The sequence below is a fragment of the Amycolatopsis sp. NPDC058340 genome, assembly GCF_042723975.1.
Classification (GTDB): domain Bacteria; phylum Actinomycetota; class Actinomycetes; order Mycobacteriales; family Pseudonocardiaceae; genus Amycolatopsis.
The window spans coordinates 54,719-66,538 of sequence record NZ_JBHXIB010000002.1 but is presented as its reverse complement, the minus strand read 5'-3'; the positions used below and the strand labels follow the sequence as shown (position 1 = coordinate 66,538).

Genomic DNA, 11,820 nt, shown 5'->3' with positions numbered 1-11,820 from the left:
GAAGCGATTCGATACCGCTGTCGCAGCGATGTTAGCGGACCAAGCAGAGGGAGACAATGGCTTCTCTCGGGGCTTCCGCGCCGTGCCACCATGGGATCCGTCTGGCATTCTCGGGCACAGTGGACAGTTTCCCGCCGGAAGGAATCCCGTTGACCTCTCAGCACGAACCCACCGGCCTCACCCTCGACCAGAAGGCGTCGCTGCTGTCCGGCCGGGACTTCTGGCACACCGAGGCGATCGAAGCCGCCGGGATCCCCTCGATCCTGCTCTCCGACGGCCCGCACGGCCTGCGACGACAGGACAGCGAGGCCGACAATCTCGGCGTGCACGACAGCGTGTCCGCCACCTGTTTCCCGCCGTCGGTCGCGGTGGGTTCCAGCTGGGACACCGAGGTCGCCGCGCGGATCGGCGCGGCCATCGGCAGGGAAGCCCGCGCGGCCGGGGTCTCGGTGGTGCTCGGCCCGGGGGTGAACATCAAGCGCTCCCCGTTGTGCGGCCGCAATTTCGAGTACTACTCCGAGGACCCGTTGCTGAGCGGGGTGCTCGCCGCCGCCTACGTGCGGGCCATGCAGGCCGAGGGCGTCGGCGCGTCGGTGAAGCATTTCGCGGCCAACAACCAGGAGACCGACCGGATGCGGGTCAGCGTGGAGGTCGACGAACGGACCCTGCGCGAGATCTACTTCCCGGCGTTCGAACGTGTCGTGACCGAAGCGCACTCGGCGACGGTGATGTGTTCCTACAACCGGGTCAACGGCGTCTACGCCGCCCAGAACCACCGTCTGCTCACCGGTGTCCTGCGCGACGAATGGGGTTTCGACGGTGCCGTCGTCTCGGACTGGGGCGCGGTGAACGACCGGGTGGCCGCGCTCGCGGCCGGGCTGGACCTCGAGATGCCGGGCACCGGCGGCAGTGGCGACGCCGAGATCGTGGCGGCCGTCCGGAGCGGTGAACTGGACGAATCCGTCGTCGACAGGAGTGTCCGGCGCGTTCTCGCTCTCACCGACCAGGTGATCCCCGCGAGCGGTGACGTCGACTACGACGAGCAGCACCGGATCGCGAAGGAGGTCGCCGCCGACTGCGCCGTCCTGCTGAAGAACGACCGGGACACGCTACCCCTGGCCGCACGGTCGGCGGTGGCGGTCGTCGGCGAGTTCGCCGCGAACCCCCGTTTCCAGGGCGGTGGCAGCTCCCACGTCAATCCGACCAGGGTCGATACCGCGCTCGACGCGATCCGGGCACTCGGGGAATCCGTGACCTACGCGAGCGACCTGGCCGACAAGGCCGTCGAAATCGCACAGGAGGCCGACGTCGCGGTGGTCTTCGCGGGCCTGGGCGAACGGGACGAATCCGAGGGTTTCGACCGGGACACGATCGATCTTCCCGCGGCGCAGGTGGGGCTCATCAGGGCGATCGCGGCGGTGAGCAGGCGCACCGTCGTCGTCCTGTCCCACGGCGGCGTGGTGTCGCTGGAGGGCTGGCACGACGACGTCGACGCCATTCTCGACGGCTGGCTACTGGGGCAGGCAGGCGGCGGCGCGCTCGCCGATCTCCTCTTCGGGGTCACCAGCCCGTCGGGGCATCTCGCCGAGAGCATCCCGTTGCGTTTGCAGGACAACCCCAGCTATCTCAACTTCCCCGGCGAGTCTGGCCACGTCCGGTACGGCGAGGGGGTCATGGTCGGCTATCGGTACTACGAGACCGCCGAGGTCGCGGTCCGCTACCCCTTCGGCCACGGCCTGTCCTACACGACCTTCGAGACCACCGGGCTGAGGGTCGTGGTGACGGGAGACGACTCCGCCACGGTCGCGGTGGACGTCACCAATTCCGGAACCCGCGCCGGTAAACACGTCGTCCAGGTCTACGTCGCCACCGGCGCCGCTCCCGTGCGCAGCCCGGCACGGGAGCTCCGCGCGTTCACCAAGATCTCCCTCGAACCGGGCGAGACCCGGACGGTCGAGCTCACCCTCGATCGCCGCGCTTTCGCCTGGTACGACATCGGGCTGAGCCGTTGGGTGGTCTCACCCGGCGATTACACCGTCCAGATCGGCCGGAGCGCGAGGCATATCGTCGCCGAAGCGTCCATCACGCTGGCGGGCGACGTCATCATCCCGGTGCTGTCGATCGACTCGACGGTCGAAGAGTGGTTCGGCCACCCGATCGTGGGTCCGGAGCTCGGCAAGTTGCTCGCCGGCCAGGGCAATCGGACCGAAAGCAGCGCGGACTGGCTGCGCATGGTCGCCTCGATGCCGATGCGCCAGTTCGCCAAACTCATGGCCTATCGCGGTGTCTCGCTGCCCACTGACTCGTTGCCCCGGTTGATCGAACTGAGCAAGGGCTGAGCCCGTCGAATCGATTCGACTCGCACTATCATCGGCTGATGGTCACCATCGCAGACGTCGCCAGGGCGGCCGGGGTCTCCCCGAGCACCGTGTCCTACGTGCTGTCCGGGCGGCGTTCGATCTCGGAGGACACCCGCCGTCGTGTCCAGCACAGCATCAGCGAACTCGGTTACCACCCGAACGCGGGCGCCCGCGCGCTGGCCAGCAGCCGCACCAACGTGCTCGCGCTCGTCGTCCCGCTGCGGACGGACCTGAACGTCCCGGTGGTCATGCAGTTCGTCGCGGCGACCGTCACCGAGGCACGCACCTACGACCACGACGTGCTCCTGCTGACCAAGAACGAGGGCCCGGACGGCCTGCGCCGCGTCGCCGCGTCCGCCATCGCGGACGCGCTGATCGTGATGGACGTCGAGACCTCCGAGCCACGTCTCCCGGTGCTGAGATCCCTGCACCGGCCGGTGGTGCTGATCGGGGTTCCTTCCGATCCCGGCGACCTGACCTGCGTCGATCTCGACTTCACCGCCGCCGGCTCCGCGAGCGTCACGCATCTGGCCGACCTAGGTCATCGCGAGATCGCGTTGATCGGCCCCTCCCCCGCGGTCTACAAACGAGGCACGAGCTACGCGGGACGCTTCCTGCGCGGCTTCCGCCAGACGGCCACGAAACGCAAGGTACGCGCCGGTTCTTTCCCGTGCGCGCCTTCCTACGACGCGCTGCGCGCCTGCCTCGACGACGTTTTCGCCGAACGTCCCGGCGTCACCGGGCTGGTGGTGCACAACGAGGCCATCCTCGGCCCGTTGCTGTCCGAACTGAACCGTCGCGGCAAGCGCGTGCCCCGGGACATCTCGGTACTGGCCGTCTGCCCGGAGGACATGGCCGAGGCGCAATCGGTCCAGCTCACGTCGATCGCCATCCCCGCCGCCGAACTCGGCAGCCTCGCCGTCGAGATGGCGATGCGGCGCCTCGACGACGGCGGCCAGGCCGAGGTCCGGCTGCTGTCGCCCCGCCTGACCGAACGGGGCAGCACCGGTCCGGCGCCTTCCTAGACCTGCCGGGACGGGGAGCGTGGTCGTGAGTGTTGGGGTCGTTCCATTCGAAGGGCAAGGCGAACGCGTCGGTGTCGCCGTGGCCCGCAGGGGTCGTGAGTGGCAATGATCGTTCTAACCCTCTTTGGCACTCACGACCCACTCCACACCGGGGTAGCCCGCAAGTCGGCCGGGCCCCAGGGCTGCCATCTCATCATGCTGCCGCCTGGCCGGACGGCACGTGTGATCAGACGGACGACTCGCGAACGCGGCCGGTCCGCGGGGAGTCGTCCGTCCGGGAGACGGCGCCGCGAATCGTCAACGCGCTCCCGGTCGCCACGATCGTCTCGTCACCCGAGGGAAAGGCCACCTGCCAGCCGTCGGGCGCGGAGTCGACGTCGATGTGGACGCTGTCGCCGTCCCGGCGGGTATGGAACGTCGAACCGCCGACGGGTGTGGTGATCCTGGCACCGTCTTCGAGCCGGTACAGCCTCAGCGTGACACCGTCGGCGTAGTCGTAGTCCGGCCGGTCGTCGACGGCGCCCAGCGGCAGGACGGTGCCGGGACGGACGAGCAGCGGGACGGTGAGCATGTCGCAGACGGTGGTCACCCACCGCGGCCCCTGGATCTCCTCGCCGGTGAAGAAGTCGGTCCAGACACCGTCCGGGACGTAGTAGGTCACTTCGCCCTCGTCCGAGAACACCGGGGCCACCAGGAGCGAGTCGCCGAGCATGTACTGCCGCTCCAGGTGGGCGCACGCCGGATCGGCGGGGAATTCCAGCGCCATCGCCCGCATCATCGGTATGCCCTCGGCCGCCGCCTGTGCCGCCGCATGCCACAGGTACGGCATCAGCCGTGCCTTGAGCTTGGAGAACACCCGCAGGACGTCGACGGCCTCCTCGTCGAACAGCCAGGGCACCCGGTAGGACGAACTGCCGTGCAACCGGCTGTGCGAAGACAGCATCCCGAAGGCGATCCAGCGTTTGAACAGCGCCGGATCCGGGGTGCCTTCGAAGCCGCCGATGTCGTGACTCCAGTACCCGAAACCGGACAGGCCGAGGGAAAGGCCGCCGCGCAGGCTCTCGGCCATCGACTCGTACGTCGATTCGCAGTCGCCGCCCCAATGCACCGGGAACTGCTGAGACCCCGTCGTGGCCGAGCGCGCGAACACCACGGCTTCGCCCTCCCCGCGCCGCTTGCGGAGCACGTCGAACACGGTCTGGTTGTAGAGATAGGTGTAGTAGTTGTGCATCCGTTCGGGATCGGATCCGTCGAAGTAGACGACGTCCGTCGGCACCCGCTCGCCGAAGTCGGTCTTGAAACAGTCCACGCCTTGTTCGAGCAGAGTGTCCAATTTGGACGCGTACCACGCGCGTGCGGCGGGGTTGGTGAAGTCGACCAGCGCCATTCCCGGCTGCCAGAGATCCCACTGCCACACGTCACCGTTCGGTTTCCGCAGCAGGTACCCACCGGCGACACCCTCGGCGAACAACGGTGACCGTTGCGCCACATACGGGTTGATCCACACCGAGATGCGCAGGTCCCGCGCTTTCAGCCGCTCCAGCATGCCGACGGGATCCGGGAACGTCCTCGGGTCCCATTCGAAGTCGCACCAGTTGAATTCGCGCATCCAGAAGCAGTCGAAATGGAACACGCTCAGCGGCAGATCGCGTTCGATCATGCCGTCGACGAACCCGGAGACGGTCTCCTCGTCGTAGGAGGTGGTGAACGACGTCGACAGCCACAGCCCGAAGGACCACACGGGCGGGAGCGCCGGTCTGCCGGTCAGCGCCGTGTACTTGCGCAGGATCTCCTTCGGGCTCGGCCCGTAGATGACGAAGTACTCGAGGGACTGGCCCACGACGCTGAACTGCACCCGCGACACCGCTTCGGAGGCGACCTCGAAGGACACGTGCCCCGGATGATCGACGAACACGCCGTAGCCGGCGTTGGTCAGATAGAACGGGACGTTCTTGTAGGCCTGTTCACTGCTCGTGCCGGCGTCGGCGTTCCAGATGTCGACGACCTGCCCGTTGCGCACCAGCGGCCCGAATCGCTCGCCGAGCCCGTAGACCTGGGTCCCCACCGAGAGGTCCAGCTGGTCACGGACATGATGCTCGCCGTCGAGACTCATGAAGCCCATACCCTTGGCCCCGCTGGTGGTGAGCACCTTGCCGTCCGCGACGAAGTCGACCTTCCACCCTTCGCCTCGGTGGAGCCGCGCCGACAACGCGCCCGCGGTGAGCGTGTGCCCGTCCTCGGAGACTTTCGCCTCCTCGTCGACGGTCGACAGCCCGAAGCGGGGTTCTCGCGGCAGCCCGCCCTCGAAATGCGTGACGCTCACGCCGATCACGTCCGGCATCGGCGAGGAGAACCCGACCGTCACCACCGGCCCCTTCAACAGGTCTCCGCGATGGCGGACGGGATGGGTCGGGGCGTGCACCACGATCCGGCCGTCCCCCGCGGTGAGGTCGTACACCTCCACCGGATGCGCCGCCTGTACCCCGTCGCGCAGTAGCCAATAGCCGTTGCTGAACTTCATTTGACCGCCCCTGCCGTGATGCCACGTGTCAACGTCCGCTGGAAGATCAGGAAGAAGGCGATCGCCGGGATGACCCCGAGCAACGCCGAGGCACTGGTCATGGTCGCGTCCATCATCCGCTGGCCCTGCAGCACACCCAGTGCGACCGGGACGGTCTGGGTGTCGTTGGAGATGAGCAGGATCAGCGGCAGGAAGAACTCGTTCCACGTCCAGATGAAGAAGAACACGAACAGCACGCCGAGCGTCGGCCTGCTGATCGGCACCACGACCCGCACCAGGGTCTGCCATTTGTTCGCCCCGTCGAGATAGGCGGCCTCGAGCAGTTCGTGCGGGAATCCGACGTAGGTCGAGGACAGCAGATAGGTGCCGAACGCGGCCTGGATGATCGTGAAGATGATGATCACGCCGAGCCGCGTGTCGTAAAGGCCGGTCTCGTTGGCGAGGAAGTACAGCGGGTACGCCAGCGCTTCCTGCGGCAGCGTGTTCGCGATGAGGAAGGCGACCAGGATCCACGTGCGGCCACGGACCCGGCCGATGCCCAGCGCGTACGCGTTCAGCACCGAGATCACCACCGCGAGCACCGCGACCGAACCGCTGATCACGAGGCTGTTGAGCAGTTTCTGCCCGAACCCGACCCGGACCCAGAAATCGATCAGCCCTTGCAGATACACCCCGTCCGGAAAGGACAGCGGTCCGTCCGCCGTGTATTCGGCCGGGGATTTCAGCGCGTTCAGCGCCACGACCAGGAACGGCGCCAGCATCACGACCGCGAGCACGATCAACGACCAGAGCGTCACCTGCCGTTTCACGTACGCTCACCCCGCTTCTGGACCCGGAGGAACACCGTGGTGAGCACGAGGATCAGCACCGTGAGCACGGTCGCAATCGCCGCGCCGTAGCCGACCTGCGTCTTCTCGAAGAAGTTCTGGAACGAGTAGTACGACGGCACGTTGGTGGACCCTCCCGGGCCGCCCCTGGTCAGCACGTAGATCGGCCCGAACACCTTCAGCGCGGCGATGGTGCAGGTCAGCAGGACCACGAACACCTCGGGCCGCAGCTGGGGCACCGTCACATGCCAGAACCGGCCCCACCACGACGCACCGTCCAGCTCCGCCGCCTCGTGCAGCGAAGGATCCGCTCGCTGCATCCCGGCCATGAAAATGACCACCGGGTAGCCGACCTGGATCCACACCATCACCCCCATCACGCTCCACAGCGCGACATCCGGGTCGCCCAGCCAGTTCTGGGCGAGCGAGCCGAGCCCGACGGCGGAGAGGACTTCGTTCACCGCGCCCTCGGGCGCCAGAAGCCAGCTCCACACGATGCCTGCCACCGCGATCGGCAGCACCTGCGGCAGATAGACACAGGCGCGCAGGATGGCGGCCGCCCGCGTCCCGAACCGCTTGGCCACGAAATCGAACAGCGCGGCCGCGATCACCAGCCCGGCCACGGCAGGCACGACGGCCATCGCCACCACGAGCCCGAGGTTGTGGCGGAACGACGCCCAGAAGACGTCGTCCGCGAACAGCCGCCGGTAGTTCTCCAGCCCTGTCCACTTCGGATCACCGGCACCGGACCACTGGGTGAAGCTGATGCCGATGTTCATCGCGAACGGCACCAGGATCACCGCGATCAGCAGCAGCGCGCCGGGGATCAGGAAGAACAGGTAGTTTCCCCGTCCCCTGGTCATTTGCCGACGTTCGCCAGATTCTCTTCGTAGGGCTTGGCGAGCTCGTCGAGCACCTGCGACGGCTGCGCGCTCGAGGTGATGAGTTTCTGCGTCGCCGAGACGTGGACGTCGTAGTACCCGGGCGCGGGCCAGTCGGGATAGAACGCCAGCTTGTCCTGTGTGGACAGAGCGGTGAAGTCCTCCACCAGATCCTTCAGCCTCGGCTCCGCCGGTGGCGTGGGACCGTTCACCACCGGGACGCCGCCTGCCTCACGCAGCTTGTCCTGAATGGGCTGGGACATCGTGATCGCGATGAAGTCGAGCGCGAGGTCGCGGTTCTTCGATCCCTTGGGGATGACCCACATGTTGCCCGCGGACCCCGAAGTCATCCCCGGCCACGGGACCGAACCCCACTGGAAGTCCTTGATGCTCTGGACCAGCCTGCCGTACCACCAGCTGCCGCTGATCATGATCGGGTATTTGCCCTGCATGAACGACATGCCCATACCCTCGGCGTCGACCCCGGCGGAATCCTTGCTGATGTACCCCTTCTTCACCCAGTCGGCGAAGGTCGTCGCGCCGTAGGTCCACGCGGCGTCGTGGAAGTCCACCTTGCCGGTGTAGCGCTGATAGCGGTCCACCCAGCCGCGGTCGGCCTTGGTCAGGGCCAGCTGGTACAGGACCTGGTGCGCCGGGTACTCCGAGCCGCCGACGGCCAGCGGGGTGATCCCGGCCGTGGTGAACTTGTCCATGGCGGCGGTCAGCTGCTCGATCGTCCTTGGCGGTTCGAGCCCCTGCCGCGCGAACATGTCCTTGTTGTAGAAGATCTTCACGTACTCGGCGTAATTCGGGACGCCGTACCAGTTGCCGGATCCCATGACGCCGTTCTCGTCGTAACGGGCTGTGGTCTGGAGCGCCGGGGTGAGCTGCTTGTCCCAGCCGCGTTTGGCGACCTCTTCGCTGATGTCGGTCAGCAAGCCCTGCTTGGAAAGCAGCCCCGCGGTGGCGTTGCCCTTGTTGTACTCCAAGACATCCGGCGCGTCTCCCGAATTGAGCACCATCGGCGCGGTCTTCTGGATCTGCTCGAACCCCTTCTCCTCGAAGGCGACCTTGACGCCGGGGTGGCTCGCTTCGAACTGCTTGATCGCCTCGGCCCAAGCCACCCCCATCGCACTGTCCGGCGCCTCGTAGTGCCACAGCTTCAACGTCTTCGGGTCGCCACTGCCGGATCCGGACCCGCAGCCCGCGATCGCCAGCACGGCGACCATCGCGGCGGCCAGTACTCGCTTGGACATCAAGGTTTCCTCCAGGAAAGTCTGGCGAGGGCCACCGGCGCGAACACGACGGGGCGCCTCCCCGAATCCGCGGTGATCCGATTGTCGAAGCGCTTCGATGACACGATAGAGCCGTGCGCCCGATCAGCACAACGGCTTGACCTGGCGCGACTCCGCCCTCTACTGTCACGCCCTTTTCGGGAGTATTTCGAAAACCTCCGCACCACCTTGACGCGCGAGGCGGCATCGTTCACAGTCCATTGGCACGCTCACTCGCACCACATCCGGCTGCCATCCCCTCGATCACCGCTCGTTCAGTGCCGATCTCCCCGCATGTTAGCGCTAACAGTCACCGAGGAAAGGAAGATGCCATGTCGATCGGGTCCGTGCGCACCTCCAGGTGGCGTCGCCGGTGGAAGTCGGGGCTCGCCGCCGCGGTGGTCGTGACGTCCGTCGGCGGGCTGCTCACCGCGGCCCCCACGCCGGCGGCTGCCGCCACAGTGGACACCACAGCCTGGTACGTCCTGGTGAACCGCAACAGCGGCAAGGCGCTCGACGTCAGCGGGGCGTCCGCCGCCGAAGGCGCCGGACTCGTCCAATGGACCCGCACGAACGCCACGAACCAGCAGTTCCGCTTCCTGGACGCCGGAGGCGGAGACTACCGGCTGCGCGCACGGCATTCCGGCAAGGTCGCCGACGTCCGGGAGGCCTCGACGGCCGACGGCGCCGCCGTGGTGCAGTGGACGGACAACGGCGGCACCAACCAGCGATTCAGGCTCGCCGACTCCGGCGACGGATACGTCCGGCTGCTCAACCGCAACAGCGGCAAGGCGGTCGAAGTGCAGGGCGGCTCGACCGCCGACGGCGCGAGCGTCGTGCAGTGGGGCGACTGGAACGGCGGCAACCAGCAGCGGCAGCTCGTCAAGGTCGCCGGAGGTACCGGGGCCTGCACACTGCCGTCGACGTACCGCTGGACGTCGACCGGCCCACTGGCGAACCCGAAGCCGGGGTGGGTCTCGCTCAAGGACTTCACCACGGTCGTCCACAACGGCAAGCACCTCGTCTACGGCACCACGCACGACACCGGCACGAGCTGGGGTTCGATGAGCTTCAGCCCCTTCACGAACTGGTCCGACATGGCCACCGCGACCCAGAACACGTTGTCCATCGGTGCCGTCGCACCCACCTTGTTCCATTTCGCCCCGAAGAACATCTGGGTACTCGCCTATCAATGGGGCGGGCCGACCTTCTCCTACCGCACATCGAACGACCCCACCAACCCCAACGGCTGGTCCGCGCCGCAGACGCTGTTCACGGGCCGCCTTCCCGTGGGGGCACCTCTCGACCAGACCATCATCGCCGACGACACGAACATGTACCTGTTCTTCGCCGACGACCTCGGCAACATCTACCGCGCCGTCATGCCCATCGGAAACTTCCCCGGGAGTTTCGGCTCGAACTACACGAAGATCATGAGCGACACGCCTGCCAACCTGTTCGAAGCGGTGGAGGTCTACAAGGTCCAGGGCCAGAACCAGTACCTCATGATCGTCGAGGCACAAGGGGCGAACGGACGCTACTTCCGGTCGTTCACCGCGACCGGCTTGGGCGGTTCGTGGACCCCGCAGGCGGCGACCGAAAGCAACCCGTTCGCGGGCAAAGCCAACAGTGGCGCCGCCTGGACCAACGACGTCAGCCACGGCGATCTGGTTCGCGCCAACCCGGATCAGACCAAATCCGTCGACCCCTGCAATCTGCAGATGCTCTACCAGGGTCGTGACCCCAAATCCGATGGCACGCCCTACGGCCTCCTGCCCTACCGGCCGGGCGTGCTGACCCTGCAGCGGTGAAACTCGTCGCGAAAGCCGCTTTCGCAACGTCGAAGGTCGGGAAAGCGGCTTTCGCGACGTCAGCCGACGAGCTCACTTCGGGCCGTGTCCCCCGTGCACCGCGAGCGGGAGCCACAGCCTGAGCCGGAAGCCACCGTCGGGCATCGATCCGGCGTGCAGCCTTCCGCCCAGCAGCGCGGCCCGTTCCTGCAAGCCGACGAGTCCGTGGCGGGCGCTGGGCAGGGCGAGGGTCGGTCTGGTGGGCCGGGAGTTGGTGACCGTGACGGTCAGATCCGTGTCGTCCCGGCTGAGGTCGATGGTGACGCGCGCGCCCGGCGCGTGCTTGCGGACGTTGGTCAGCGCCTCCTGGATGGTGCGATAGATGGCCCGCTGCACCGGCGGTTCGAGATCCCCGGAAGCGTCCCCCACGAGCCGGGCGTCGATCGCGCTGTTGTCGATGAGCCGGTGGAGGTCGGTCAGCATGGGCTGAGGGGTGAGCTCGGTCGCCGGTGTCCCGGAGGCACGCAGCAGATTCACCATATGGCGCAGCTCGTCCAGCGTGTTCACCGACAGCTGCCGGATGTTCTCCGCCGCCGCCTTCGACGCGGGGTCCGTGGTGCTGACCTTCATCGCGCCTGCCTGCACCGCGATGAGGCTCACCTGATGCGAGACGACGTCATGCATCTCGCGGGCCAGCTGGTTGCGTTCCTTGGCCAGGACCGCCTGGGCGTCCAGCCGCCGTTCGTGTTCCCTGGCCTCTTTCACTTCGTTCAGCCGCAGCGCCAGCTCGCGCCTGCTGTGCAGGAACCGGCCGAGAAGGATCGGCGCTCCCGCCGTCATGGTGAAGTAGATGACACCGAGCAGCATCTCCGTGTGCCAGAACTGCGGCGCCACATCGAGCAGCGGAAAGGCGAGGGTACCGGCGGTGACCAGCCAGCAACCCGTGAGCAGCCACCAGCTCCGGTATCGGGCGGCGACGGTGTACAACGCGGCCAACGCCGCGACTATCGCGCCGGGGAACACGACCGCCGGCAAGGTCGCCACCAAGGACACGATGTCCTGGAACCGCAGGTACAGCAGGCCACACAAGAAGGCGGCACCGGACAGCACGATCAGGATGATCAAGATATTCACGAGAACAC

Annotated in this window: 8 protein-coding genes; 3 read left to right on the top strand and 5 right to left on the bottom strand. The window is 67.1% G+C overall.

The features are described from left to right. The first annotated feature begins 149 nt into the window (after nt 1-149). Nucleotides 150-2,339 (top strand): glycoside hydrolase family 3 C-terminal domain-containing protein, encoded by a 2,190-nt coding sequence (locus ACFWIW_RS03760; protein ID WP_378366975.1) that lies wholly within the window; start codon nt 150-152, stop codon nt 2,337-2,339. A 38-nt stretch (nt 2,340-2,377) separates the two neighbouring features. Further along, nucleotides 2,378-3,385, top strand: coding sequence for a LacI family DNA-binding transcriptional regulator (locus ACFWIW_RS03755; RefSeq protein ID WP_378366974.1), 1,008 nt, complete (start codon nt 2,378-2,380; stop codon nt 3,383-3,385). A 226-nt stretch (nt 3,386-3,611) separates the two neighbouring features. Here ACFWIW_RS03755 and yicI read toward each other — a convergent pair whose 3' ends face one another. The 4 genes from yicI to ACFWIW_RS03735 are packed head-to-tail and all read right to left on the bottom strand — an operon-like array spanning nt 3,612 to nt 8,870. Further along, complete coding sequence (gene yicI, locus ACFWIW_RS03750) at nt 3,612-5,906, bottom strand: alpha-xylosidase (RefSeq protein ID WP_378366973.1); 2,295 nt, start codon at nt 5,904-5,906, stop codon at nt 3,612-3,614. After that, complete coding sequence (locus tag ACFWIW_RS03745; RefSeq protein WP_378366972.1) at nt 5,903-6,715, bottom strand: carbohydrate ABC transporter permease; 813 nt, start codon at nt 6,713-6,715, stop codon at nt 5,903-5,905. The genes yicI and ACFWIW_RS03745 overlap by 4 nt, the downstream gene beginning before the upstream one ends. Then, nucleotides 6,712-7,596, bottom strand: a complete 885-nt coding sequence (locus ACFWIW_RS03740; protein WP_378366971.1) for a carbohydrate ABC transporter permease — start codon at nt 7,594-7,596, stop codon at nt 6,712-6,714. The genes ACFWIW_RS03745 and ACFWIW_RS03740 overlap by 4 nt, the downstream gene beginning before the upstream one ends. Next, nucleotides 7,593-8,870 carry an ABC transporter substrate-binding protein gene (locus tag ACFWIW_RS03735; RefSeq protein WP_378366970.1) on the bottom strand — a complete coding sequence of 426 codons (1,278 nt, stop codon included), beginning with the start codon at nt 8,868-8,870 and terminating at the stop codon, nt 7,593-7,595. Before ACFWIW_RS03735 ends, ACFWIW_RS03740 begins: the two co-directional genes overlap by 4 nt. A gap of 350 nt (nt 8,871-9,220) precedes the next feature. Between ACFWIW_RS03735 and ACFWIW_RS03730 the strand changes: the two genes are divergently transcribed. Then, nucleotides 9,221-10,699 (top strand): non-reducing end alpha-L-arabinofuranosidase family hydrolase, encoded by a 1,479-nt coding sequence (locus ACFWIW_RS03730; protein WP_378366969.1) that lies wholly within the window; start codon nt 9,221-9,223, stop codon nt 10,697-10,699. A 72-nt stretch (nt 10,700-10,771) separates the two neighbouring features. On the opposite strand, the gene ACFWIW_RS03725 is transcribed toward ACFWIW_RS03730, so the two are convergent. Next, a complete protein-coding gene (locus ACFWIW_RS03725) occupies nt 10,772-11,812 on the bottom strand; it encodes a sensor histidine kinase (RefSeq protein WP_378366968.1) in 1,041 nt (346 codons plus the stop codon). Between the last annotated feature and the right edge of the window lie 8 nt (nt 11,813-11,820).

Excerpts from the sequence above, each read along its gene's own strand:
- ACFWIW_RS03735 (WP_378366970.1), bottom strand. The coding sequence starts at position 8,870 with ATGTCCAAGCGAGTACTGGCCGCCGCGATGGTCGCCGTGCTGGCGATC.
- ACFWIW_RS03730 (WP_378366969.1), top strand. The coding sequence starts at position 9,221 with ATGTCGATCGGGTCCGTGCGCACCTCCAGGTGGCGTCGCCGGTGGAAG.
- ACFWIW_RS03755 (WP_378366974.1), top strand. The coding sequence starts at position 2,378 with ATGGTCACCATCGCAGACGTCGCCAGGGCGGCCGGGGTCTCCCCGAGC.
- yicI (WP_378366973.1), bottom strand. The coding sequence starts at position 5,906 with ATGAAGTTCAGCAACGGCTATTGGCTACTGCGCGACGGGGTACAGGCG.
- ACFWIW_RS03740 (WP_378366971.1), bottom strand. The coding sequence starts at position 7,596 with ATGACCAGGGGACGGGGAAACTACCTGTTCTTCCTGATCCCCGGCGCG.